The organism is Mycobacterium ahvazicum, from assembly GCF_900176255.2.
GTDB classification, from domain to species: domain Bacteria; phylum Actinomycetota; class Actinomycetes; order Mycobacteriales; family Mycobacteriaceae; genus Mycobacterium; species Mycobacterium ahvazicum.
Genome location: NZ_FXEG02000001.1, coordinates 16,002 through 42,379, shown reverse-complemented (window position 1 = coordinate 42,379; position 26,378 = coordinate 16,002). Strand labels below are relative to the sequence as shown.

Sequence of the window (26,378 nt, the reverse complement as noted above, 5' to 3'; positions counted from 1 at the left end):
GCCTAGTCGTTGCGGGCCGGTACGAAGTCGATCGGTGCGCCCGCAGGGATCAGCTGCTCGGTCTGCGCGCTCTCCTCGAAGTTACGGATGAGACGGCGGGCGTGCTGCATGACCCACCACCGGACGAAGGTTTGGTTGACCGCCTCGCGTTCCTTCGGGTCTTCGAGAAGATTGATAATGCGGGCGAAGCCGAGCGGGATCTCGGGATCGTGAAAATGCTGTTGGCGTTTGAAGCTGATCTTGAACTGAGACCATTTGACCGCGTGGAGCTCTTCGTTGAGCCACACCATGCAACCTTCTCGGCCGGATTCCTCAGCGCCGCCGAAGAATTCGCGTTGATCAATACCGTCGATGATGCGGTCGTCCGGAATTTCACATCCAGCCCAGCGCAGCAGCGTCGGGAACATGTCGGTGACGTGCACCATCTCGTTGCTTTCCCGGACCGCGACGTTGTCCGGCCAGCGGATCAGGCACGGAGTGCGGATGCCGCCTTCGGCGGAGCTGAAGTACGAACCGTCGAAGAAGCCCGCGGTACCCCGGCCCAGCAGATGATCTTCCGGGCCGTTGTCTCCGGCGAAAACAACGATCGTGTTGTCGGCGATGCCCAATTCCGTCAGCGTATCGAGGATGCTGCCGAAGTCGTGGTCGAGCATCAGCAGCGAGTCGCCCCACTCGCCGTTGCTGCTCTTGCCCTTGAACTCCTCGCGCACCACCATCGGGAAGTGCATCAGCGAGTGGTTGTGGTACAGGTAGAACGGCTTGCCGGCCTCGACGCTGCGCTTCATGAAAGTCTTTGCCCGGCGGTCATATTCGGCGTCGACCTCGCCCTTGAGTTTGACCGTCAACTGCTGATCGGTGGTGCGCACACCGTCCTGCTTGGTGCCGTCGTACATGTAAGAGTAGCCATCGCGATCGCCGTCGTACCAAGGATCATCCGGCCACAGGCACTCGTCGTAGGTGCGCGCCGGTCCGTACCATTCGTCGAATCCGTGGTCGGTGGGCCAGCGGCCGTCCTCGGCACCGATGTGCCATTTGCCGTAACAGGCAGTGGCATAGCCGGCCTCAGACAGGATGTCACCCATGGTGCGCTCCCAGGCCACGATCCCGCCGTCGTTGCCGCCCAGGGCGATGGTGTGATTGCCCGAACGGATCGGGTAGCGGCCCGTCATCAGCGCCGATCGCGTGGGTGTGCACTGGGGTTCGACGACGAAGTGCGACAGTTTCAGTGCTTCGGCGGCGAAGGCGTCGATGCGGGCGGTATCGGCGCCGCGCAACATCCCACCGCCGTAGCAGCCGAGTTCGCCCAGACCGAGATTGTCGACGTGGAAATATACGATGTTGGGTTGTTTGGGCATGGCTGTGCTACCTCTCAATCGGGTAAAGCGTTGTCGTGGTGAGGAACTGGCGCTGACTACGGTGGCGGCGGTGCATCCTCTCGCGCGGCGGTGGTGACCAGCGAGCATCTGTCACCCCGATAGCGCACGGTTTCCAAGTCGAACGGCGTGCCGTCGCGCAGATGGGTCAGGCGATGCAGCAGCAGCAGGGGCGCCCCGGTGCGGATCTGCAGGAGCTTGGCGGTATTTGGGTCGGCCGCAACGGATTCGACGGTGATCTCGGCCCAACCCAGACGCACCCCCAGTTCCTGCTCGATGAGCGCAAAAACATCTTGCTTGTCGAGGTTGGCATCCATCGGAATGGCTCCGACTCGAAGTGAGGTGGTATCCAGTGACAACGGCAGACCGCCGACGGAACGGAGCCGTTCGATGAACAGAATCGGAGCGTTCTCCGGCAACTGAAGTTTGGCTGCCACAAACGGGGTGGCGGTGGCTTCGCGCACCGAGAGCACTTCGTTGTCCACCGGAAGCCGGTGCCCGGCCAGCGATTCGGCCAGGCCCTCCAGGCGGTCGAGGTGCTGGCGCAGTTTTGCGCCGGTAACGAATGTGCCCGAGCCCTGCACCCGGGTGATCAGCCCTTCGCCGCGCAGCAGTTCCAGAGCTTCACGGATGGCGTTGCGGCTGACCCCGAGTTCGGCGGCGAGTTCGGACTCCGACGGCAATGGCGGTCGCGCAGCAGCCAATCCGCCGTAGACGCCTTCGAGGATCTGACTGCGCAACACGTCGCGAACCCACCGTGCAGCATCGGCGCGCGTTCCGGCGTACTCCCGGGTGACAGGACGGGGAAAGTCCTTGGGAGGAACGTGCGGGCGCCGTGGCATGAGCTCACTGTGCCACCAAACACTCGGGCGGCGGTTAGCGGAATGTTACGCCAGTTGTCACCGTGTTAAGCCCTAGGCCAGGTCATATGAGGCGGCGTTTGCAACATTGTTTCGCCACCGACTGGACCGTGCTGTCAGCCGGCGATACAACGGAATCCGATGTGCGTGGTCGCGCTGTCCTGCGATTGCGACGAGCGCGCTGCCGGGCGGTAGCGGTGGCAGTACTCGGGCGCGCAAAGATGAGAACCACCCTTGAGCGTCTGCATGACCGACGGATCACCGGTCGCGGACGTCGGACAGCAGCTCGGTGAGGCGTTTTTCGGATCGTGGCCCGCGCTGTAGCGAGTGGTGGTCCATTCCCAGACGTTGCCGATCATGTCGACCAGCCCAAAAGCGTTGGGCGCGAACGTCCCCACCGGGGAGGTACCCGCCCAGCCTCGGGCGCCGTGGTTGAGGTAGGGGAATCTGCCCTGCCAGGTATTCGCCATGAGTTGATCGCCGGGAGCGACCTCGTCGCCCCATGCGTAGGTCGACACGGCGCTGGCCCGCGCTGCGTACTCCCACTGCGCTTCGCTGGGAAGCCGACGTCCCGCCCAGCTCGCATACGCGGCGGCGTCGGGGTAAGCCACCTGCACCACGGGGTGCTGGAGCCGATCGCCGATCGTCGATCCCGGCCCGAAAGGGTGCCGCCAGCAGGCGCCGGGCACCCATGTCCACCATTGCCGCCAGGCACGCAGATCGACCGGTCCCGAGGTTGGTGTGAAGACGAGCGCACCCGCGACCAACTCCTCGGGCGGCACCCCCGGGAAGGCAGCCGGGTCCAAGGCACGCTCGGCGACAGTGACATAGCCTGTTGCCGCAGCGAATTCGTCGAACTGTGCATTGGTCACCGGATGACGCTCGATCGAAAAAGGCCCGACTGTCACTGTGTGCGCGGGCGACTCCTCCGGGTAGAAATCGTTGGACCCCATCAGGAAGTCCCCGCCGGGAAGGTCGATCAACTCGGTGAGCATCACGCCAGGCTATGCGTTCCGCCACCCGTCCGACGGATACCGCGGCCTCTCGATGTCCGCTGGCGGGGGTGAAGCCGAGGCGGTCTGCGCCGTTGGGCGCTCGGCTACAGGCCTGCCTTGCTGGCCATATCGATGGCGTACTGGTTCACGAAGGTGCCCGCCGGCGGATCGCCCTTGCCGCATGATCCGTCGGATTCGCCGGGACGCTTGATCCACAAGTAAGCGTCGGCATGCGCGCCGGCGGTCGAGGCGGTGGGCTGGGTGCCCAGCGCCCGACCACTGGGGTTGCACCAGTTGAGCTCGGAGTCGGGCGCCGGACCGGCGCCGTTGCGTGACGTGTCGATCACGTAGTGCGAACCATTCGTGAGCCCCGAAATCGCCTCGCCGTAACCGATTTCGTCATCCGTGGTGAAGAAGTTCGCCGTGTTGACGCTGAAGCCTCGCGCGTGACCGACACCGGCCTGGTTGAGTCGGGCGGCCATGTCCTCGGCGCTGTGCCAACGCAGGTGACCCGCATCAACATAGACGGCCGCATTCGGGTCGCGGGTGAGCGTGTCGACGGCGTAGCGGATCAAGTCGAAACGTTCCTGGCGTGCGTCACCCGACAGGCAGTCGGCCATCGCGAGCGCATCGGGTTCGACGACGATGGCCACCCGCGAGGCGCCGATGCCGGAAGCGATGCCGTCGATCCAGCCGCGGTAGTCGGCGCCCGACCCGAGACCGCCCGCGGCGAAGCTGCCGCAGTCGCGGTGCGGAATCCCGTAGATCGACAAAACGGGGATGGCGCCGGCCGCATTCGCGTCGCCGACGTACTTCCCCACCGTGCCCGCCGAGCCCCCCGGGACGATCCAGTACGCCTGCGGCGTGTTGGCCACGGCGGTCAGCTGGGGACTGGGCGGGTTCGCCGCCTGCGCCGCGCGCATGGCCGCCGACGTGGGGTTGACGTAGAACGGCGCACCGGCCAGCGGGTTTCCGTCGGATGCCAAGCGTATCGTCGGCGCCGGAACGGCCTGCGACGAAACGCCTAGCCAGGCGACGGTCGCAACGGTCAGGACGGGGGCAATCCACCGCGCAAGAGCGCCAGCAGCTGAGGAGATCACCCAGGAAAATTAGCGTGCCACGACGTGGAGGGCGAATCCCGGGGGCCGGTTGCCGTCGGCTCAGTGCGCATGCGCCTACCCACGCGTTGCCCGGCGGCTGGATCTGACAACAATGGGGACTGCGTCACCCGATCACTCAAAAGTCCCCGGCGAGGAGTAGGGATGTCAACCCGTGCGCTTGCACTGATCATCGGAATCGCTCGTACCGGCGGCGGATTGACCGGCTATTTTTGGCCGGGCGCCTTCGCCCGGCACGGGCAGGTCTCCGGTGCTGGAGACAACGCCGATTCTCGGTACGTGACTCGTTTGTTCGGCGCGCGCGACATGGTCATCGGGGTCGCAACGGTGGCGGGGCCGGCGAGGCGCACCGCGCTTTGGATGGGTGCGGTATGTGATGCCCTGGATGCGGCGTCGGCATGGACCGCGCGCGGGGAGGGCAAGAACGTCGGATGGTTCCGGGTCGCTACCGCACTGCCGGCGCTGTTTGCGCTGGGCGGGGCCCTTGCGGGGATCCGCCCGCTCGCCGAGCGGCGTGACGCGCTGGGCTGATTGCCGACAATCGGTAGAAGCTGGTTCGGGTTCACTACTTCTCGATAGCCCGCGACGTACGCGGTGATACAAGTCGAGTAGCCGACTACTCGTGCGCGAGCGCGGCCATCCGCCCTAGCGTCATCAGTGCCACGACGAACCACACCAATTGCGTCACTTCACTTCTGGAAGTGAAGCCGCCGCGGATCTTCTTGTGTCGCGCGATTCTGTGTTCCGCGACAGCTCGTTATCAGTCGAGGAAACGGGAAGTCGAAATGAGCAGCACGACATTGGACGAATTGATCACCCCGGTCCGGCAATTGGCGGACGACCGAGATCGGCAACCGGAGAAGGGCCTGGCGCTTTGCCTGTCCGGCGGCGGCTACCGCGCGATGGTCTTCCACGTCGGCGTGCTCTGGCGGCTCAACGAGGTCGGCCTGCTGCCGAAGCTCGACCGCATCTCCAGCGTCTCGGGCGGCTCGATCACCGCCGGCGTTCTGGCGAAGAACTGGCAGCAGCTGGCCTGGGACACCCAGCAGGTCGCCAGTAACTTCGACGAACAGTTCGTCAGGCCCGTGCGCAAGATGAGTGAAACCGCGGTCGACGTCAAGGCGGTCCTCGAAGGAATGCTGCCGTTCGGTGATTCCGCCGCCGGCCGCGTCGCGGCAGCCTATCGCAAGCACCTCTTCGGTGACACCAGCCTGCAACAGCTACCCGATAACCCGCGGTTCATCTTCAATTCGACCAACCTGGAGTCCGGGGTGCTGTTGCGGTTCAGCAAGCCCTATCTCGCCGACTATCGCGTCGGCCGGATCATGAATCCTGACATACCGCTGGCGGTCGCGGTCGCCGCGTCGTCGGCCTTTCCGCCTGTGCTGTCGCCGTGCACGCTGCACCTCAAGGGCCAGACCTGGATCGACGAACAAGGCAACACACTGACCGAGCCCGGCTTCCGGGACGAGATCAAGCTGACCGACGGCGGCGTATACGACAACCTCGGTCTGGAAACCGCGTGGAAGCGATACACGTCGATCATCGTCAGCGACGCCGGCGGCGAAGTCGCCGCCGACGAAGATCCTCCGACGGATCCGCTGCGGCAGACAGCTCGAGTACTCGACCTCATCCACAACCAAGCCCTTGCGATGCGCAAACGCCAGGTGATCGGCTCGTTCAAATCCGGTCTGCGACAAGGCATGTACATCGGCATCCGTAGTCAGGTCGCGAAATACGGCGGGGCGGTGCTGCCGGCCAATCCCGATCGCACCCGCGAACTCGCCGAGGTGACAACTCGGCTGGCGCCGCTCTCCGACACCCATCAGGAACGGCTTATCAACTGGGGCTATGTCATCTGCGATGCCGGGCTGCGAACTCACCTGTCCAGTGAACTCACCGATCCCGCGAAGACCGAACTGCCCTATCCGAACGAGGCGTTGACATGAACGGGGAAAACTCGATCTCCCGAAAGTTGGTCGATTACATCCTGGTCGGCGCCGGCTCGAGCCGCCGACACCTGCAGGGCTCACCGATCTTGGGTGACGTGTGGACCGCGTACGTGCAAGACCTGAGCAAGCCCGTCGACCTGTTGATCACGTCATACAAGGGCAGCTCGTCCAATGCCCTGGCCGCCGAAATCTTCAAACGCCTGCAAGGGATCCGTCGCGGTGTCGCCCACGACGACGACCCGAGGGTCGCGCCGGTGCAGAACTATGTAGCCGCCCGGTTGTACTTCGACGAAGTGATCCGGGTCCTGATCCCGATGACGAAGTGGTGGCTCGATCCGAAGACCCGCAACGAGATCAACGCGTGGATGAATTCCGATAAGTCCGACGGCGCAGGCGGATCCGACAAGATTGCCCAGACGGTCGCCGATGTGCGGGTGTTGGTCGACGCATGGAACAAGGGTCCCCAGAACCTCGACGAATTGTTCAAGGATCCCGCGGTGGGGATTCGCAGTCGGCGCACGGCGTTTGAGCGCTTCGTCGCGTTATGCGCCCTGGTCTCGATGGTGCAGCGGCCGCCCGAGGAGACGGACCGTGAGCCGATGGCGCAGGCCGCGTTGACGAAAGTCCAGAAGAGAAAGCAGGGCCTGTTGGTCGACACCAGCAACGATGACTTGCGCGAGCTCGTGGTCGGCCTGATCTCCACGGAGATGTCCCCGGCCGAGGAGGCGAAGGTCTGGCAGATTTCGCGCAACCGCCCGGCATCCACGGCGATCATGAAGTCGGTGCCGGCAGTGAAGGCCGACGCGGCCCGCCGGCTGTTCGAACTCGACTGCAGCGCAATCAACTGGGCGGTAGTCGATTCCGGGATCGACACGCATCACAACGCGTTCGGTGAGCATCCGGTCCGCAAGACATACGATTTCACCTACTATCGCGAGGTCGTCAATCTCAGCAATGTCGACGACGTCGTTCGTAAATGCAATCTTGAGGCGATCGAGACTGCGCGGAAGGACAGCCCGCTGCCGTCGAATGCGGACCGCAAGCTGAAACAGATCGCCAAGGCCGCCTGCGAAGGTCAGCCGATGCGGTATGACCTCATCGCGCAGTTCCTGAACCTCGGCGATGACGACACACCGCCACCACCGCCGACCAGCGAACACGGCACTCATGTCGCCGGCATCATCGCGGCCGCGGTCGACGAAACCGGCGGAAATCTCGTCACCGGCATGTGCCCGGGGATCGGTCTCTACGACTTGCGCATCATCGGATCCGACAAACAGGACACCGAGTTGGCGGTGATCGCAGCGTTGCAGTTTGTCCGGCACACCAATGAATTGGCGGGCGACCTGCAGATCCAGGGTGTGAACATGAGCCTGTCGATCGAGCACGACGTGCGCAATTACGCATGCGGGGCGACCCCGGTCTGCCTGGAAGCCGAACGACTCATCGACAGCGGTGTGGTCGTCGTCGCGGCGGCCGGTAACTTCGGTTACCAGAACATCGTGGTCAACGACCAGCCGTTCAACAACTACCTCGCTTTCAGCATCACCGACCCCGGCAATGCAGAGCGTGTCATCACGGTCGGATCCACCCACCACTACAAACCGTTCACCTACGGCGTGAGCTACTTCTCCAGCCGCGGGCCCACCGGTGACGGACGACCGAAACCCGACCTCGTCGCTCCCGGTGAGCGCATCTATTCCCCAGTGCTGGACAATGATTGGGGCTATCTGGACGGCACCAGCATGGCCGCACCGCACGTCAGCGGCGCCGCGGCGCTACTGATGGCGCGCTATCCAGAACTCGTCGGACGTCCAGACAAGATCAAGAAGATTCTCTGCGACACCGCGACCGATCTCGGACGGGAGCGCACCTTTCAGGGTCACGGCTTACTCGACGTCCTTCGTGCATTACAGAGTCAATGAGGTGAATTCACATGGCCAACAACGTTTTCAGTCTCGAAATCCTCCCCGCCAAGAAAGGCGACTGCCTAATGCTTCGGTACGGGCCAAAGGCGAACAAGAAGCAGAAGCTGGCGCTGATCGACGGAGGCCCTAGCGGTGTCTACACCAACTACCTCGAGCCGCGTCTGAAGCAGCTGCGCGACGAAAAAGGTGTGCCCGCGGGCGAGCCGATGACACTGGACTGGGTGATGCTCAGCCATGTGGACGACGACCACGCCAACGGGCTGGTGCGACTGACGGAGGAGCTCAGGGCGCTGCCGGTCAACAGGTTCGTCAAACCACGGCGGCTGATACACAACACCTTTGACAAGATCATCGGCAATGACGCCGCCGAGCTGAAGAAGGCCACCTCGAACGGGTATGGAACGGCATCGCTAACCGGGGATATCCCGGTCGACCTGGTGCCCGACGACGCGAAGGTCGACGCCGACACGTTCAACGACGCGCTGATGGTGCTCGCAGGAATCGAGCAGGGCATCGACCTGGCCGGCAATGCCGAGGTGCTGCAGATAGAGGTAAACGATGGAGCAGGCGGGTTGATCGTCGCCAAAGTTGGCGGCAAGGCGATCGACATGGGCGACGGCCTGACGCTGAACGTCATCGGACCGATGCTGCCCGAAGTCGAGGCGCTACAAGAAGCACACCGAAAGTGGTTGGAGGAGCAGCAAAAACACCCGAAGCCGCCGGCGGCCGCACTGGCGGCCTACGTCGACAAGTCGGTGCCCAATCTGTCCAGCATCGTGGTGCTCGCCGAATTCGGCGGGAAGACGATCCTGTTCACCGGCGATGCCCGCGGCGACAAGATCCTCGAGGGAATGAAACTCGTCGGACTGGGTGACAGCTTGCACGTCGATGTCTTGAAGGGGCAACATCACGGTAGCGAAAACAACTACACGCAAGACTATTTCAAGAGCATCACCGCCGACCGCTACGTGTTCTCCGGAAACGGGCAACACGGAAACCCCGAGCGCGAAACGCTGGACATGCTGCGCACGGCGCGGCCGGGCGAGGACTACGAGATCTACCTGACCTACGAGATCGCCGACATCGACGAGCTCCGACAGGCGGACTGGGAGATCAAGCAGCAACGGGCGCGGCGAACCCGCAATCCCCTGCCTGACTGGTCACCTGCCAAGCAGGGTCTGGTGGCGTTCTTCGAGAAGTACCCGGACATGGCGGCCAGGGTCGTGCCACTCGCGGGCGACGTACCCCGACACCGCATCGATCTGCTGGGCACGCCGTAAGCGACCGGTCAGGCGGCTCGGCCGAAGTACAGCTCTTGGGTTGCGACGCAGACCAATTGGCCCCGGCGGTTGTACATTGTCGACGTCGTCAGCCCCCGGCCCGCGACACCGCTGGTCGATACCTGATCCGAGAGGACCCAGTCAGTAAGGTCGACCGGCCGGTGAAACCACAGTGCGTGGTCGATGAGAGCGTTGAAGGTGCTGACCGGCGTGGCCCGCCGCATGACGAGTGCCGGCTCGACCATCGTGGTTCCGGAAAGGTAGGTCAGCAGGCAGCTGTGCAGCACCTCGTCGTCGGGCACAGATCCGTTGGCGCGCCACCACATTCGCAGGCGTGGCGACGGCTCGGCCGAGTCGATGGCAAGGCGCGGCGGGGGGTCGACGTAGCGCAGCTCGAAGGGTCGAGGTGCGACCCAAAGTCCGTCCAGTTCGTCCGCATGGGCCGCCAACTGCTGCTGCATCGGCGCCAGCGATTCGGGGTCGGCGACGTCGGGCATCGGCTGCTGGTAGTCGAGTGACTCGAACGGCACATTGAAGGACGCGAGCGCTTCGAGCAGGATCTGGCCGTCCTGGCGGGCCGTGATCTTGCGAGTGGACAGCGTGCCGCCGTCCCGTGCCACGTCGACGTGCAGGTCGACCGGGTTGCGGGCATCACCGGCTCGCACGTAGTAGACATGCACGCTGTGTGCCGCGCGGCCCGGCGTAGTGAGGCTCGCCGCCATCAGCGCCTGGGCGGCGATGTGGCCCCCCACGATGTGATGGTCCGGGTTGTCCAGCTGGGTGGCGACGAAGTGGTGGTCGTCAGCGCGGGCAACGTTGAGCGTGTCGATGACATCGGCAAGGGTGGGCCAGTCGTAACTCACTCGGGGATCTTGTCATCCGCCGCACCGGTGCAGCGCCCGGCGGTCAGGATTACTCCTCCACGTCTCCCGTCATGGCTACCAGTACGCGCCGGAATCGCTCGACCAGCTTTTCGATCGCGGTCGCGGTGAACACGTGCGTATCGAATTCGACGCGTAGACCGATTTCGTGGCCTGGCACTGCTTGCACTGACAGTGGGTAGTGGTTGAATTCGCGGTTGGTAAAGCCACTTATCTGCAACCCATCGACGGCCATCAACCCGGCAGTGTCGATTGGGTAGTTCTCGTACACGAACATGGTGTCGAATAATTGCTGGTGCCCCGCTACATGGTGGATCTCGTTCAGCGGTAAGTGTTGATGCTCAAGCGTTTTCGTGTAAGCGCTTTGCAGCTGTGCAAGCAGGTCGGCGATGGTGGTCTCCGCGCCGATGGTCGCCCGCACTCCGACGGTGTTGATCAGCAGGCCCACCATGGACTCGGCGCCGGCCAGATCGCTCGGCCGTCCCGACACCGCCGTGCCGAATGCCACATCGGTTTGGCCGGTCAGCTTCATCAGCAGCTGCGCCCACGCGGCCTGCAGGACAGTGCTGACGGTCGTGTGGCACGAGCGCGCCAGCTCACCCAACGCCTTGGTGGTCTCCGCGGACACCTGGAATGACGCCGTACCGCGCGGACCGAGCGCGGGCCGACCCGGCGGTCCCACCAGGCTGGGAGTGTCGAACCCGTCGAAGACCTCGCGCCAGGCTGCCGCAGCGGCGGCTCGATCCCGTTCGGACAGCCACCTGACGAAGCCGCGATAGGACGGCGCCGCCGGCAACCGCACGCCGTGATAGGAGGCAAAGATTTCCCGCAGCAGGATCGGCTTCGACCACCCGTCGAGAACGATGTGGTGGTTGGTGAGCACGAACCGATACCGATCGGCTGCGGTGCGGATGACGGCAGCGCGAAACGGCGGTTGGCCGGCGAGGTCGCACACCGCGACGCGTTCGGCAGCACAGACCTGTTGGACCTGTTCCTCGATGTCCGCATCGACGGAGTTCAGCTCGACGTACTGCCAGGCCAGCACGGGATCGGCGGGGAGCACCTGCACCGGTTCGCCGAAGTCCTCGACGAAGCGCGCCACCACGTTCGGGTGGCGCGTGACCACCGCCCGCACCGCGTCGCGCAAGCGCTGCGGGTCGAGGGCACCGCTCACGGTGATATCGAGCTGCACCGCGTACAGGTCGTCACTGCTCTGTGTGCTGCCGGTGAGAAACAGCAGGCCCTGCTGCAACGGGGTCAACGGCAGCACGTCGCCGATCCGGTACTGCCTCGCCAGCTCGTCGATGTCGCGCTGGGCCAGCCGAGCCAGCGGGAAGTCGGACGGCGTCGCGCCGCCCCCTCCGCCGCGTACGTGCGCGCAAATTCCGGTCAGCGCGTCGAACCAAAGCTCGCTGAGCCGGCTGACCTGCTGGTCATCCAGCGCGGAGCGCGCCCAGGTCCAGTTCGCCTGCAGGTACGGGCCGGCTTCGGTCTCCATGGTGACGGCGTTGAGCTCCACGGTGTGCGCAAGCGGCATCTCCACTGCACCCACGGCGCCGGCCAGGGCGAAACTGCTCTCGCTGAGCCGCCACAACCCACCGGAGAGCTCGGCGGCACCACCCAGACGACCCAGGTAGTTGAACCCAATCGCGTGGTCAGACCAATCCGGATCGACATCAGCGGTCAGGTAGCGCAGCAGTCCGTAGGTCAGGCCGTCGGGCAGCGCCCGAAGCTGCTCTTTGGCGTCCTTGATGACGGCGCCCAGGGGGTCGTCCCCGGCGACCACCTGGCCCCAGGACAGGTCGCCGACCGTGAGGGCCACGGGGAATTTCGTGGTGAACCAGCCCACCGTGCGCGACAGGTCGACATGCGGGGCCAGCTCCTCTTGTCGCCCGTGGCCTTCCACATCGATGCCGATCGGGGCCCCAGTCCCCAAGAACTGCCGCCACGCCAGGCCAAACGCAATCAACAGAGTGTCTTGGACTCCGGCATGAAACGCCACCGGGACCTCACCCATCAATAGGCGGGTCGTCTCGACATCCAGCGACACCGACAACCGGCCGGCGCTGACGTAGGTGTCCGCTGGCTGTACCGGCGGCAGCGCGGCCGGGATCCCTGCCACCTGGTCCCACGCCTCGGCCGCAGCCATGACGTCCGCGCTCTGCGCATGCTCGGCCAAAAGGTACGACCATCGGGCAAACGACGTCCCGGGTGCCGGCAGCGTCACCGGCTGGCCACTGTGATGCTGGGGCCACGCAATGTTCAAGTCTTCCAATAGGATTCGCCACGACACACCATCGACGGCGAGGTGGTGGACGATCAACGCCAACTGCTTGGTCGACTCGGCCCACACCGTACGCACCACCGCCCCGGTGTGCGGGTCCAGGCGCGACCGGGCCGCCACCAGCGCGCCGGCCGACAGCTCGTCGACGGTGTCCATGCAGCCGGCGGCATCCACCGCCCCGGCTTCGGGCACCCACAACGACCAACCGCCGGTGCTGTCGTCGAGGCGCAACCGCAGCGCGGCATGCCGGTCCAGCAACGCCTGCAGGATCACCACCGCGTCGGCCTGCGTGGCATCCGCCGGCGCTTGCACCACGATCGTCTGGTTGAACTGCTCGACCGGGCCCTCGAGGTTTTGCAACCAGCGCATGATCGGGGTGGCGATCACCGGACCGGTGCCGTCGTCGACCACGTCGCCCTCGTCGTCGGCGATCACCGTGGCGACCTGCGCGAGCCGGGCCACCGTCTGTTCGACGAAAACGTCACGCGGACGGCACATTAGGCCCGCCATGCGGGCACGGGCCACGACTTGCATCGACAGGATGCTGTCGCCGCCCAGGTCGAAGAACGAGTCATCGACACCGATCCGGTCCACCCCCAACACCTGGGCGTAGATCGCGGCCAAGACTTCCTCGACCGCGCCGGATGGAGCCCGGTAATGGTCGACATCGGAGTATTCGGGTGCCGGCAGGGCGCGGATGTCGAGTTTGCCGTTGACCGTCAATGGCAGCGCCTTGAGCACCACGATCGCGGCCGGCACCAGGTAGGTCGGCAACCGATCACCCAATTGGGTGCGGAGCTCGGCCGGGTCGGCGGTTCCGGTGATGTAGCCCACCAGCCGCTTGTCGCCGGGACGGTCCTCGCGTGCGATCACCGCCACCTGATCGACGCCGTCCAGCTCTTGCAATGCCGCCTGGATCTCACCGAGCTCGATGCGATACCCGCGGATCTTGACCTGCTCGTCGGCACGCCCGACATAGCGCAGCTGACCGTCGGCACCCCAGCACACCAGGTCCCCGGTGCGATACATGCGCGCTCCGGGTTGTCCGAACGGACATGCCACAAACCGCCCCGCGCTCAGCCCAGGCCTGCGCACATACCCGGCGGCCAGCCCAGCACCGGCCACATACAGCTCGCCGACCACCCCGGCGGGCACCGGACGCAACCATGCGTCGAGCACAAAGAACGCAAGGTGCGCCAACGGCACTCCGATGGGGCTGGCGTTGCTGTCGACGTCATCGTCGGAGATCTCGCGCAACGAGGCATGCACCGTCGTTTCGGTGATGCCATACATATTGATCAGGCGCGGCAGTCCACGATGCTGGTTCACCCAGGTCTTCAGACGGTTCGGGTCAAGCGCCTCGCCACCGAACACGACCGTCTGCAACTTCAGTTGCTCTCCCGACTCCGGGGAGAGCACTTCGGCCGTCTGTAGCGCGTAAAACGCCGATGGTGTCTGGCTCAACACGCTGACCTGTTCACGAACCAGCAAGGCGTGCAACTCTTCTGGCGAGCGGACCACCGAGTCGGCCGCCATCACCAACCGCCCGCCAGACAACAGGCAACCGAAGATCTCCCACACCGAATAGTCGAACGCCAATGAATGGCACTGCGTCCACACCTGGCCCAGCGCCAACTCGGCGTCCAGTGATCCCAGTAGCCGCGTCACGTTGCAGTGCTGCACGGCAACACCTTTGGGCGCTCCGGTGGTACCCGAGGTGTAGATGACATAGGCGATGTCCTCGGCCGCCGGTGCAGGTGGCGCGGTATCGGGCTGGGCATGCACCGCGGGGTCGTCGATGACAATGATTGGTAGGTCCGTTCCGTCCAACCGAGTCCGCACGTCGGTGGTGGTGATCGCCGCGGCCGGCGCCGAGTCAGCCAGCACGAACTCGATCCGCGACGCGGGCACCGCCGGATCGATGGGCACATATGCCGCCCCGGCCTTGAGCACGGCCAGGATCGCCACCACCGCGTCGGGTGTCCGCTGAAGCAACACGGCCACCCGGGTACCCGGGCCCGCGCCATGCTGAATTAGCAAGTACGCCAATCGATTAGAAGATTCATCTACCTCGCGATAAGTCCACGACCGCTCTCCATAGCTGATCGCCACCGCCTCCGGGGCACGGATCGTCTGAGCGGCGAACAGTTCAGGAATCGAGACAGCGGACAACTCTGGCTCGGCCAGCATCGCCCGGTTGCCCCACTCGCCGAGGCGGTCGTGCTCAACCCGGTCGAGCAGATCGATCGACGACAGCGGCCGTGCGGGATCGGCGGTCATCGCCGTCAGCACCTTCTGCAGCCGGTCGATCAGCGTGTCGATGGCCGCACGGTCGAACACGTCCGTGTCGAATTCGACGCGAAGACTCAGTAGCGGGCCCGGCGTCGCCACCACCGACAGCGGATAGTGATTGAATTCGCGGCTGTCGAACTCGGTGACCGACAGGTCATGGGCGCCCATCAGGGCGGCGGCGTCGATCGGATAGTTCTCGTACACGATGAGCGTGTCGAACAGCTGATCGTGTCCGGTGGCGCGGTGGATGTCGGGTAGCGCCAGGTGCTCGTACTCGAGGGTGTCGTTGTGGAGGCGTTGCAGCTGGTCCAGCAGATCGGCGACAGTGGTCCTTGCGGTACTGGTCGCGCGCACCGGCACCGTGTTGATCATCAGTCCGACAATGGATTCCGAGCTGTTCAGCTCGCTCGGCCGACCCGAGACCGCGGTGCCGAACGCCACATCGTGCTGACCGGTCAGCCACATCAGCAGCTGCGCCCAGGCGCCCTGCAGCACCGTGTTCACAGTGGTGTGGCACGTACGGGCCAGCTCGGTCAGAGCCGCTGTGGTCTCGGCGGACACTTCGAAGGAGGCGACCTCGCGGAGTCCTGCTCGGCCGGGCGCACCCACCAGTGTCGGGATCTCGAAATCGGCCATCGCATCGCGCCAAACCCGTTGTGCAACAGCGCGGTCCTGTTCATACAGCCAAGTGACAAAGCTGCGGTACGACGGAGCCGCGGGCAGCCGTGCGCCGTAGTAGCTGCCGAACACCTCTCGCATCAGGACGGGCAGCGACCACCCATCGGCCACGATGTGGTGAATGGTGAGCACCAACCGGTAGTGGTCTGCCGCGGTGCGGATCAACGCCGTCCGGAACGTCGGCTTGTCCCCCAGGTCGCAGACCGCGGCTCGTTCCGCCGCGCACAGTCGCTCAATCTGCTCATCGGCGTGGCCGTCAATGGGGTCCAGTTCAATTTCCTGCCAGCCCATAACCGGGTTGGCCGGGATAATCTGCACCGGCTCACCGAAGTCTTCGCGAAATCGGGCCAACAGATTCGGATGCCGGTGAACGACCATCTGTACGGCCTCGCGCAGGCGGCCCGCATCGAGGTTGCCGGTGACCGTGACGCCGAGCTGCACGGTGTACAGGTCGTCCAGATCCGCCGCGAAGCTGGTGTGGAATAGCAGGCCCTGCTGCACGGGGGTCAGGGGCAGCACGTCCTGGACGTCGCCGCGGGAGCAGAGTTCGTCGAGCTGCTGCTGGGTGAGACGAGCGGGGGTGACGTCGGACGGAGTCAGCCCGCCCCCACCGGCTTTGACGTACGCGCAGATACCGGCCAAGGCCTCGAACCACAACCTGCTCAGCCGACGGACCTGCTCGTCATCCAGCACCGAGGGCGCCCACGTCCAGTTCGCCTGTACGTGCGGCCCAGCCTCGGTGTCTACGGTGCCGGCATTGAGTTCCACGGTGTGCGCAAGCGGCAGGGGCACTGCCGCGGCCACCGCCGCAACCGAGAGACTGTCCCCGTCGATCCGCCACAGGTCGCCGGGCAGGTCGGCACCGGCACCGGCACCGAGGCGGCCCAGGTAGTTGAACCCGATAGCCGGCGCGCACCCGCCGAGATCAACCTCGGAGTTCAGGTAGCGCAGCAGCCCGTAGGTCAGCGGGTCGGGCAGGGCCCGCAGCTGCTCCTTGGCGTCCTTGACCAGCGCGCCAAGAGCGGCCGTGCCCGCGGTCACCTGCCCCCACGGCAGGCCGCCGACCGTCAACGCGACCGGATATTCGGCGGTGAACCAGCCCACCGTGCGAGACAGGTCCACCTCGGGCGACAGCTCCTCGTGACGCCCGTGGCCCTCGACGTCGATACCGATCGGCGCATCCGCGCCGCTGCCGAGAAACTCCGCGAACGCCAGCCCGAAGGCGATCAGCAATATGTCGCCGATCCCGGTGCGAAGCGCCGCCGGCACCTCGCCCAGCAGCAGGCGGGTTGTCTCGACGTCCAGCGAGTCCGACAATTGGCCGGCGGTCTGATAGGTATCCGCAGGCCGCACCGCCGGCAGCGCGGCCGGTATCGCCGTCGCCTGTCGCCACGCCTGCGCCTGCGCCGCTACCTCGGCCCGGTGCGCATGCCCGGCCAGCAGCGCCGACCACCGCGCAAACGAGGTCCCGCCGGACGGCAATGTTACGGGCTGGCCAGCATGATGCTGCGCCCAGGCAATATTGAAGTCCTCCAACAGAATTCGCCACGAAACCCCGTCCACGGCCAGGTGATGAATGAGCAATGCCAGCTGGCCGGTGGCAGTCGCCCAGACCGCGCTCAGCATCAATCCCGCCGACGGGTTCAACCACGAGCGTGCCCGCACCACCGCCTCTTCCGACAGCACATCGACGGTATGCAGGCACGCCCTGGCATCGACCGCCCCGGCTTCGGGTGCCTCGAGCGACCAGTTGCCGGCGCCGTCATCGTCGATGCGCAGCCGCAAGGTGGCATGCCGATCGAGCAGCGCTTGCAACATCACCACCACGTCGGCGTCCGTCACCCCGGGCGGAGCGGAAACCACGACGGTCTGGTTGAATTCGTCGATCGGGCCGTTGATGCTCTGTAGTGCGCGGATGATCGGGGTGGCCATCACCGGGCCGACGCCCTCGTCGATGACGCGGGCCTCGCCGTCGGCGAGCGTCGCGACCCGGGCAAGTCGCCTTACCGTCTGTTCGACGAAAATGTCACGCGGACGGCACATCACGCCGGCCGCGCGTGCGCGGGCCACCACCTGCATCGACATGATGCTGTCGCCGCCGAGGTCGAAGAACGAGTCGTCGACCCCGACGCGCTCGACTCCGAGGACTTGGGCGTAGATGTCGGCCAAGATTCCCTCGATCGCGTCGGCCGGGGCACGGTACTCACCGACGGTGAATTCGGGTGCGGGCAAGGCGCGCTTGTCGAGTTTTCCGTTGAGCGTCAACGGAATTGCGGGCAACACCACAACCGCGGCGGGCACCATGTAGGCCGGGAGCCGATCGGCCAGCGTGGTGCGAATCTCGGTCGGGTCAGCGGTGCCGGTGATGTAACCCACCAGCCGCTTGTTGCCGGGGCGGTCCTCGCGAGCGATCACCGCCGCCTGGTCCACACCGTCGAGCGCGGCCAGGGCGACCTGGATTTCACCGAGTTCGATGCGGTAGCCGCGGATCTTGACCTGCTCGTCGGCGCGGCCCAGGTGCCGCAGCTGCCCGTCGGCGCCCCAGGACACCAGGTCGCCGGTGCGATACATGCGCGTCCCCGGCGGCCCGAACGGACACGCCACAAACCGCGACGCGGTCAGCCCGGCGCGCCGCACATATCCGAGGCCGACGCCGCGCCCGGCCAGGTAAAGATCGCCGACCACCCCGGCCGGCACCGGCTGCAACCACTTGTCCAGCACGAACATCGCCGCCCCCGGTATCGGCGACCCGATCGGCACCAGACCCTGACCCGGCGTCAGCGGCGTACTCATGGACGCACACACCGTCGCCTCGGTCGGACCGTAGGCATTGATCATCACCCGCCCGGGTGCCGCCCACCGATCTACCACGTCGGTCGGGCAGGCTTCTCCGCCCACCACCAACGCCGTCGACTCCAGGCCCTCCGGTGACAGCAGCGCCACTGACGACGGAATCTGAGCCAACACGCTGACCCGCTCCGCGACCAGCAACGCGTGCAGATCGTCCGGGGACCCTGCCACCGACTCGGGCACCACCAGCAAGCGCCTGCCCCGCAGTAGCGCACCCCAGATATCCCACACCGACAGGTCGAAGGCCGAGGAGTAGCACTGCGCCCACACCCCACCCGGCGGCAGGCGCTCGTCGAGCGCCTCGATCAGCCACGTGACGTTGTGATGCGTGATGGCCACACCTTTGGGTGTCCCGCTGGTGCCGGAGGTGTAGATCACGTACGCGACGTTTTCGGGCGCGGGCGTCGGAAGCGGGGTGCCGGGCTGGGCCCCGGTGGCGGGATCGTGCGCGTCGATGACCAGTAGGTCGGAATCGTGCAGTCGCGAACGCAGCTCGGCCGTGGTGATCAGCGCGCTCGGAGCGGCATCGGAAAGCATGAACTCAACCCGCGCCGACGCATGCCCCGGGTCGACCGGCAGATACGCCGCGCCGCTCTTGAGCACCGCCAACATCGCCACGATCGCGTCGGCACACCGGGGAAACAGCAGGGCCACACACTGTCCCGGGCCAATTCCTTGACCGGCCAGGAGATGCGCCATCCGGTTCGCGGCTTCGTCGAGTTCCCGATACGTCATGGAGCGGCCGTCGTAGGTCACCGCTACGGCCTCGGGGCTACGTGCCACGTGCTCGGCGAACACCAACGGGATCGACCCCGTCGCGGTCACCGGCTGGGTGAGCGCCGCGCGATGCGCCCACTCGTCGAGCCGGTCCTTGTCATCCCGGTCGAGGATGTCCAGCGCGGAGATCGGCCGCTGCGGATCGGCGGCCATCTCGATCAGCACCTGCTCCAGACGCGCTGCGAGGTAGGCGACGTCGAAACTCGAATACGGCTGCCCGAGGCCCGCCGTGCTGAGCGACAGAAAGTCGCTTGCCCCAATGAAGAAGAGGCCGAAGTGCTCGGCGGGCCCGTTGGCGGTATAGGTCGCGGTTGCCGGAGCGCCGTCGAGCTCCAGGGTCAATCGGGACGGGATGAAATTGATGCCCACCCTGTTCGCCGGCTGTCTGAGGCTGTGAAGGCCGCCCTCACCGTCGAGCTGGTGCACCGGAAAACGCTGATGCTTCAACAATTCCCGGATCTGGACGTCAACGTGCTGACAAAAATCGGCGACCGTTGTCTGTGGTGACGTCTGCAAGACCAACGGCACCACACCGGCGAGCATCCCGGGCAGCGTCTTCGACTCGGGACGCACCCGCCGGCTGACCGGAAAATCCAGCGCCACCTCCGAAGCGCTGCCCGACCACGCGTGCACCACGAGCGCGGACGCCGCCGTGATGACCGAATAGCGGCGGATGCGCAGCTTTTTGGCCAGCTCTTGCATCCGGCCGACGGCGGTCGCATCGAACTGAACCGACGCCGACGGCGAACACGGATCGCGGTCGGCGTCAATTTGACCGATCTGGTAGTCCTGCCCGCCCTCCGGGGGAATGTTCCTGTCCCAGTAAGCCTTGTCTTCCAGATAGTCGCTGGATGCTTCGTATCCCGACTCGAGATCAACCAGATCCTGCGCCGAACCGAAATAGGCTGGGGGAATAGGCTTTCCGGTGGCCATCGCCGAGTAGACGGTTGCCACCCGACGCGACATCAGCGCCATGCCCAAACCGTCCAGAACAATGTGGTGACAGCAACCGAACAAATAGAATTCATCGCTCTGCGTCTGGAACAGGACGAATTTGAGTAGTTGTCCGTTCAGCGCCATCGGCGTGCGCTGGATGGCCGAAGCCCTCCGCCGAACTTCCGCCACCGGATCGGGGGCGCCGAGGAGATCATGGAATTCGAGCTCGACATGCGGGTCCTCGATCGGCTTTTGGGCCACCCGGCCGTCGATCTCGAAGAATGAGACACGGCTCGGTTCGGCCTCCGCCACCGTCTGGCGGATCGCTCGCTCAAGCAGATCGCGGTCTATCACACCGTCGATCTTCACCAACAGACCAAGTTGCCAGTCCGTGCCGGCATCACCCGACTCCTGCGAGAGCCAGATGTCTAGTTGTCCACGGGTCAGCGGCAGCGCGAGGCCATCACGTCCCATCGACTCCCCCAAGACTTAACCCACTCGCCCCCAAACCCCGAGTGACCGATGATCAAAATCCTGCCTCGCCGCCGGCCTGTCGCGCAGAGCTTCGGCCGAATGTCCGGTCATTCTGTCGTAAGTGGTCGCGGCACCCACGCGACTGGCATTCAGATACACCATCCGACACGGGTTCAAACCCGGGCGAAAGCCGATGACCGTTCCTTGAACCCGACTTAGGCGCAGGATACCCGTTTCTGATCGCCGACCTGCAGATCCGCTGGTCGAAGCGGAAGTAGCGAATTTATTGGGACCGGGTGGGCGACGACACCGCATCGCCCGAGAGCTTGGCACCTTACCGGGAGCCACCGCGTCGCCGCGTATCGGCTCATTCGCCAACATACGGCGCGGCCCCGGACTAAGCTCGGATTGAATTCGGGGGATTCACGGTATGCGACGCAGCTGGTCTCGGGCGATCAACGTTAGCGCAGGCGCCGTAGTACGCGGCGTAGGGTCGTGCCGCTGGGAGGGGCGTCAATGAACCGACGATCGGACTATGTATTCACCGAACTCAGCCAACACACGGATGACTGGGTCCCGGTAATACAAAAATATCTCGACTTCCTTGTCGAGGGCGATGGCCGCAAAGCGCACTGCCCATTCACCGAGACGATGCTGGCAAAGCAGCAGTTCTACTATGCCACAAGCGATCTGCTTCTAGACGAAGAGGAATTCTTCCGCGCGATAGCGGAGTTACGTGCATTTCACGCCATACATTCTGACCGTTATTTGGTCGTCGGGGTGGCGTATCAGAACCGAGACAACTTCTTCGAAGCAATCGCCGCCAATGGCGAAGTGTGGCGGCAAGCATTGCGACTCGACCTGATAGCCGCCGGCCGGACGATCGCGTGGACACATCCGAAAAATCCGATCGGCACCCATACGGATCGCGACAAACCCGCCGATCCGCTATGGGTTAGCGATATACCGCTTCTCATGCTCAGAAACCTCGACAAGGGCGATGAGCCGTTCATGGTGAACGCTGAGTCCAAACGGGCTTTCGTGCTGGGTATGCGGTATCACGAGATGATACGAATCGCGTTAAGCCCCAAGATAAGTCCACAGCTGGAACCGCATTACCGGGTGAACGCGCTGGTGCAAGTCATGGATCACGTCCGGCTGTCCAGCGTCAAATCGGTATCAGCCGATCTGGACGGTGAACTCACAACCGTGTTGAAAAGCGGAAAAACGTACGCACATACGTGGAAACCTGAACTCACCGCATCGGAGGTCGCTGAACATGCCTGATCTGCCGAGAACCTGGTCATGTCGACAGCTTCGACTCGAGTAGCGCCTTTAGACGACTAAACCGCGAATTATCCGGCGACATCGCACCTCCCAGGGCAGGAGGGAGACGCGAGGTCTGCGACCCAAGATTGAAAACGCACCTCCCGCGTGAGCGAGTGCATTATCACGCGGGGAGATGGGGTGACCCATTTTCCGTTCGAGCCGATCAGCCCGAGCCCGAGTTGTTTTCCGCACAAGTAGGTACTGACCGACTATTGCAAGCACGGTCGAAAAAGGTGGTGCCACATGGTTTTCGACTCAGGGCCTCGGCGTGCTGTTTCCGGCTGGCGGTCGTCGTGACAACAGCCGAAATGCCTACCGCCCCAAAACCGTTGAACGACAAGGACACATCGGCCACGATCCCGCGAGGCTTCCCGCCGCCCAGATTCACGCGGCCCACCATTGCGACGCCGACCGTGTTGCTCTGGCTTGGGTCCTTGGTTGCCTGGTGTGTGGCGACGACCGCGGTTCTCCGTGGGGTGAGTCCGTGGTGGTTGATGGTCACCGTCGTCGTTCAGGGTCTCGTAACGTTTTCCATGTTCACCGTGCTGCACGAATCGATTCACCACGTCGTCGGGCGGCCAAACTGGGTCAACCAGCTCTTCGGTCGCTTGTCGATGCCGTTCGTTTCGTTGTTCGGAACATATCCGGTGCTGAAGCACATCCATCTGGCCCACCACCGCAACACCAACGAAAGTGCCCAGGACGACCCGGACGCGTGGAGTATCGCCGGCCCGCGTTGGCAGCTGCCGTTGCGCTGGTTGACGATCGATGCCTGGTATTGCTGGTTTTATCTGGCACGCCTGCGGCAGCGCCCGCGCAAGGAGACGCTCGGATACGCCGTGAATGTCGCTGTGTCGCTTACCCTCATCACCACCCTGGTCATTCTTGGCTATGGGCGGGAGCTGGTGCTGGTCTATTTCATCCCCCAGCGGATCGGCATGGGCATTCTTGCGTGGTGGTTCGACTGGCTGCCTCACCACGATCTCGTCACGACAAAGACAAACCGCTTCCGCGCCACCCGCGTTCGGATCGGTTGGGAGCGGGTGATGTGTCTGTTGCTGCTGTATCAGAACTATCACCTCGTCCATCACATCCATGCGGCGATTCCGTTCTACCTGTATGTCAAGGCCTGGAGGGCGGCGGAAGCGGGCTATCTGGACCGAAACGTTCCGATCACCACCGCCTGGGGGCGAGACTTAACGCTACCGGAGTACCGAGCGCGCCGCGCGATCGGTGGCTAGCCAGGCAACAGGCGGTCGATCATCTAGGGTTGCAACTGGTTTGAGGCTTTTCGGCGGACGGCATCCTCGAAAAGGTCGGCGGCCATAGCGGCGCTTTCGGGGGGCGTCGTCATCCGGTCGGCAAGCTCTCGGGCGCGGGCGGCGTAAGCCGGGGTCAGAATGAGGCGCAGGTCCGCGACCAAGGAGCTGGCTCTGGTCGCCGAAAAGCGCCGAGCGGTGCCCACTTTGAGCCGTTTGATCTGAGCGCCCCAGTACGGCTGATCCGCCGAGCTCCACAAGATCAGCGTAGGAACTCCCGCGCGCACGCTTGCGGCCGTCGTGCCAGATCCCCCGTGGTGAACGACCGCGCGACACACGGGGAAGATTGCCGCGTAGTTCGCCACGCTGATCAACTTGACGTGAGCGGGGTGAAGGACACCGGCGAAATCGGTTCCCCCAAAACAGATCAGCGCTCGCTCACCCAACTCAGCGCACGCCGCACTGATCAATTCGACAGTGGCGGCGGGCGATTCGACCGGGATGCTACCAAATGCGAAGCATACGGGTGGCGTTCCGGTTGTGATCCACGATGCGACGTCTTCGTCGGCTTCGGTCGTCAGCTCCATCGTCAGGGCGCCCACGAATGGGCGCCGGTCGCCCCACGTCGCCCATTCGGCGGCCAATCCGGTGAACAACAGGCCATCGTAGGCCTGAATTTCCAATGGTTTTCGTTCAGCGATTCGCTGCTCATACCGACGTGTTGGCCTCGGTAAGCCCAGGCGGGAACGCTGCTCGCCCTCCACTTTCTTGGTCGAGCACCAGAACAGCCACTCCATGGTCTTCATCACCATGCGGAACAACGGCGCGGGCAAGGACGGGACGAGTTGACCGTTGGCCCGCATGGGGAAGTGATGCAGCGCGGCCAGCGGGATGCCGTAATGCTCAGCCACATTAGCGGCGGCCTGCTCGAAGTTCAGGCCAGTAGACAGCAGGTCCGCACCGTCAGCCAGCGACAGCAGCGTGTTGCCGACGACGTTCCAGTATCGGATTATCGGGTCCCAGCCACCGCGGATTGCCTTGACCGGGGTGCGGAAGACGTCTCGCCACATGTTGCGCAGGAACTCGTCATCGTAGAATTCCCGCACCTCGGGACCGTACGGGACCGCGGTAATCCCCACCGATTCAACGAAACCGACCAGCTCCGGCGGTACGGCCATGAGAACGTCGTGGCCCCTGCGCAGCAACTCGCGGCCCACGGCAGCAGACGGCTCGATGTCGCCACGCGTTCCGTAACATGCCAGGGCAAACTTCAAGGCCGATCCCTCCCCCTCACCGCTGCCGTGTGTCGGCGATGAGGATGATGCTAGCGAATCCACCAGCACGGGCGGCGTTGGCGTTTGTGCCCACCGCGTCGCCAGCCGCGTCACCGTTCCAGATCTGTTGGCCAGCAGTTACATTCGTGACGGGCGGTCTTCATGGATTGTCGGCACTGGGGAACAGTTCGTCGATCAGTGCTTGGACGTGTTGAGCGATAGCGTCGCGGATGGCGCGAACGATTTCGGCAGGCTGACCCGCTGGGTCGTCGAGTTTCCAGTCGCGGTAAGCGATTCCGGGAAGGTGGGGACCGAGGTCACCGCAGCCCATCGTGATCACGATGTCGCTGGTCCGCACGAGTTCGGGAGTGACGAGTTGGGGGGTTGCGCCGGCGATGTCGATGCCTAGTTCAGCCATCGCCGCGATGGCGCCGGGGTTGATCGTGTGGGCGCGTTCGGTTCCGGCGGAGCGAACCTCGATGCGATCGCCGGCGAGGTGGGTGAGTAATCCGGAGGCCATTTGAGAGCGGCCGGTGTTGTGCACACAGACGAACAAGACGCTTGGTTTGACACTCAAAGCTCGGCGCTCCTGGAAAATCAGCCCAGCGCTCGCGGCTCCCGGACCAATGACATCCTACTCCGCGATCTGCGGGGGTAGCCCCGTCGGCGATTCGGTCCCGAACTACCGTGCTGTCGAGATGCGGCGAAGATTGACAGGACACGCCTGCCTACTTTGACAGGACTTCGGCGTGTCGCAAGAGCTTGTTAATCTTCGTTGCAAAAGCCCAGTTCAGCCTAGTTCTGTGCGAACCGCGTGATTGGTGTCACCTAGCGGCAGCCGCGGCCACTAACGGCGGCGGACAGCATCTAAGGCGGCTGAGTGCGCTGCCGGGGAAGATCCCTCGCGATGTCCGGTAGTGACGCCGTCGACCTCCGCCGACCGGATTCGGCTACAGCTACTGGTTCACGTGTGCCGGCTGCGGCGGCCGCGTCGAGGTCGAGGCCGACCTATTCGAGCTGCAGTGCACCGGCTTCTCGGTGTGCGCCTGCGGCACCGCCGTCGACGTCACCGACCTATCCTCGACACTGCGCCACACCGAAGATATTGCACTGCAGACCGATTCAGTCTGTCGGTTAGTCTGGTATCACAGCGGCAGATACGAGAACTGGCCCGATCTGGAGGCCTACACCGCCGATGTCACCGCCATGGCGATGCAAACGGCGGGGCGTATTAGCATTCTCGACCCCGACAGGATTATCGCGACCAAACTGTCGTTAGCCGTGCACCTGGGCACCTACGAGGCCACGATCGAAAACCTTCTGCGCAGACTCGACAGACCAGGACTGTGCCGATCTCTCCGAGACGAGGTACTGCACCGGGTCGAGATCGCGCTCCCCCATCCAGACGACTTGCACTTTAAGGTCACCGACGAATTCTGCACCATGTTCAATGACGTCGAGCTGGCACAGCTGCAGGCCCTCGGCGCTCGCGCCGTCCGGTACGTCAACCTCCACGAAGCCATCGGATCGGTGCCCCTGGCGATCGACCCCGTCCTAGTCTGCACGGTGTCGACCATCGAACTTCCCGTTGCCGAGTCCACGCTCGCTGAGATCGCTGTCTGGTCGGAATTGTTGGGCGTGCGAAAGAGAGCGTCGGTCGTCACGACGAATGGCCGCTTGGCATCACTAGCTTCGCATCGATTTGTGCGGCAACAGTTTAGCCATTGCCTAAATCAGAACCGCCGGAAATACAACCTCCTACGTCGGTGGGCTGGCCGTGGGTGATGCTCAGAGCTAGTGACTCGCCACCGACGCACCCGATCGGCACCCCGGAGCTG

Annotated in this window: 14 protein-coding genes and 1 pseudogene; 7 read left to right on the top strand and 8 right to left on the bottom strand. The window is 64.5% G+C overall.

Annotated features, from left to right (window positions below; all coding sequences use genetic code 11):
- Positions 1-2 precede the first annotated feature (2 nt).
- From MAAFP003_RS00145 to MAAFP003_RS00130, 4 genes are all read right to left on the bottom strand, one after another.
- Complete coding sequence (locus MAAFP003_RS00145; RefSeq protein ID WP_096283355.1) at positions 3-1,355, bottom strand: arylsulfatase; 1,353 nt, start codon at positions 1,353-1,355, stop codon at positions 3-5.
- 56 nt (positions 1,356-1,411) lie between these two features.
- Positions 1,412-2,116, bottom strand: coding sequence for a GntR family transcriptional regulator (locus MAAFP003_RS00140; RefSeq protein WP_096283353.1), 705 nt, complete (start codon positions 2,114-2,116; stop codon positions 1,412-1,414).
- A gap of 233 nt (positions 2,117-2,349) precedes the next feature.
- Entirely contained in the window at positions 2,350-3,228 is an 879-nt protein-coding gene (locus tag MAAFP003_RS00135) for a formylglycine-generating enzyme family protein (RefSeq protein WP_096283351.1), read from the bottom strand.
- A 104-nt stretch (positions 3,229-3,332) separates the two neighbouring features.
- Positions 3,333-4,325, bottom strand: coding sequence for a glycoside hydrolase family 6 protein (locus tag MAAFP003_RS00130; RefSeq protein ID WP_423790844.1), 993 nt, complete (start codon positions 4,323-4,325; stop codon positions 3,333-3,335).
- Positions 4,326-4,490: 165 nt separating this feature from the next.
- Between MAAFP003_RS00130 and MAAFP003_RS00125 the strand changes: the two genes are divergently transcribed.
- From MAAFP003_RS00125 to MAAFP003_RS00110, 4 genes are all read left to right on the top strand, one after another.
- Complete coding sequence (locus MAAFP003_RS00125) at positions 4,491-4,877, top strand: hypothetical protein (RefSeq protein ID WP_096283347.1); 387 nt, start codon at positions 4,491-4,493, stop codon at positions 4,875-4,877.
- Between the two features lie 254 nt (positions 4,878-5,131).
- Entirely contained in the window at positions 5,132-6,295 is a 1,164-nt protein-coding gene (locus tag MAAFP003_RS00120) for a patatin-like phospholipase family protein (RefSeq protein ID WP_096283345.1), read from the top strand.
- Positions 6,292-8,223 (top strand): S8 family peptidase, encoded by a 1,932-nt coding sequence (locus tag MAAFP003_RS00115; protein WP_096283343.1) that lies wholly within the window; start codon positions 6,292-6,294, stop codon positions 8,221-8,223. Before MAAFP003_RS00120 ends, MAAFP003_RS00115 begins: the two co-directional genes overlap by 4 nt.
- 11 nt (positions 8,224-8,234) lie before the next feature.
- Complete coding sequence (locus tag MAAFP003_RS00110) at positions 8,235-9,506, top strand: ComEC/Rec2 family competence protein (protein WP_096283341.1); 1,272 nt, start codon at positions 8,235-8,237, stop codon at positions 9,504-9,506.
- Between the two features lie 8 nt (positions 9,507-9,514).
- Here the strand turns inward: MAAFP003_RS00110 and MAAFP003_RS00105 are convergent, their stop codons facing one another.
- A complete protein-coding gene (locus MAAFP003_RS00105; RefSeq protein WP_096283339.1) occupies positions 9,515-10,369 on the bottom strand; it encodes an acyl-CoA thioesterase in 855 nt (284 codons plus the stop codon).
- A gap of 49 nt (positions 10,370-10,418) precedes the next feature.
- On the bottom strand, positions 10,419-20,678 hold the full coding sequence (locus tag MAAFP003_RS00100) for a non-ribosomal peptide synthetase (RefSeq protein ID WP_096283337.1): 10,260 nt from the start codon (positions 20,676-20,678) through the stop codon (positions 10,419-10,421).
- Between the two features lie 516 nt (positions 20,679-21,194).
- Here MAAFP003_RS00100 and MAAFP003_RS29350 point away from each other — a divergent pair.
- Together MAAFP003_RS29350 and MAAFP003_RS00090 are read left to right on the top strand one after the other, a co-directional pair.
- Entirely contained in the window at positions 21,195-21,965 is a 771-nt protein-coding gene (locus tag MAAFP003_RS29350; protein WP_207768428.1) for a 1-aminocyclopropane-1-carboxylate synthase, read from the top strand.
- A gap of 536 nt (positions 21,966-22,501) precedes the next feature.
- Positions 22,502-23,248 (top strand): fatty acid desaturase, encoded by a 747-nt coding sequence (locus tag MAAFP003_RS00090; RefSeq protein ID WP_243393717.1) that lies wholly within the window; start codon positions 22,502-22,504, stop codon positions 23,246-23,248.
- Between the two features lie 23 nt (positions 23,249-23,271).
- Here MAAFP003_RS00090 and MAAFP003_RS00085 read toward each other — a convergent pair whose 3' ends face one another.
- Together MAAFP003_RS00085 and MAAFP003_RS00080 are read right to left on the bottom strand one after the other, a co-directional pair.
- Positions 23,272-24,540, bottom strand: a complete 1,269-nt coding sequence (locus tag MAAFP003_RS00085; RefSeq protein WP_096283333.1) for a glycosyltransferase — start codon at positions 24,538-24,540, stop codon at positions 23,272-23,274.
- A gap of 160 nt (positions 24,541-24,700) precedes the next feature.
- A pseudogene (locus tag MAAFP003_RS00080) lies at positions 24,701-25,108 on the bottom strand (arsenate reductase ArsC); the annotation flags it as partial.
- 470 nt (positions 25,109-25,578) lie between these two features.
- Between MAAFP003_RS00080 and MAAFP003_RS00075 the strand changes: the two are divergent.
- A complete protein-coding gene (locus tag MAAFP003_RS00075; protein ID WP_036473957.1) occupies positions 25,579-26,325 on the top strand; it encodes a hypothetical protein in 747 nt (248 codons plus the stop codon).
- Positions 26,326-26,378: the final 53 nt, after the last annotated feature.

Bases quoted from the DNA above. Each gene is read 5' to 3' on its own strand.
- MAAFP003_RS00145 (WP_096283355.1), bottom strand. From the start codon at position 1,355: ATGCCCAAACAACCCAACATCGTATATTTCCACGTCGACAATCTCGGT.
- MAAFP003_RS00135 (WP_096283351.1), bottom strand. From the start codon at position 3,228: ATGCTCACCGAGTTGATCGACCTTCCCGGCGGGGACTTCCTGATGGGG.
- MAAFP003_RS00125 (WP_096283347.1), top strand. From the start codon at position 4,491: ATGTCAACCCGTGCGCTTGCACTGATCATCGGAATCGCTCGTACCGGC.
- MAAFP003_RS00120 (WP_096283345.1), top strand. From the start codon at position 5,132: ATGAGCAGCACGACATTGGACGAATTGATCACCCCGGTCCGGCAATTG.
- MAAFP003_RS00115 (WP_096283343.1), top strand. From the start codon at position 6,292: ATGAACGGGGAAAACTCGATCTCCCGAAAGTTGGTCGATTACATCCTG.
- MAAFP003_RS00110 (WP_096283341.1), top strand. From the start codon at position 8,235: ATGGCCAACAACGTTTTCAGTCTCGAAATCCTCCCCGCCAAGAAAGGC.
- MAAFP003_RS00100 (WP_096283337.1), bottom strand. From the start codon at position 20,678: ATGGGACGTGATGGCCTCGCGCTGCCGCTGACCCGTGGACAACTAGAC.
- MAAFP003_RS29350 (WP_207768428.1), top strand. From the start codon at position 21,195: ATGAACCGACGATCGGACTATGTATTCACCGAACTCAGCCAACACACG.
- MAAFP003_RS00090 (WP_243393717.1), top strand. From the start codon at position 22,502: ATGGTCACCGTCGTCGTTCAGGGTCTCGTAACGTTTTCCATGTTCACC.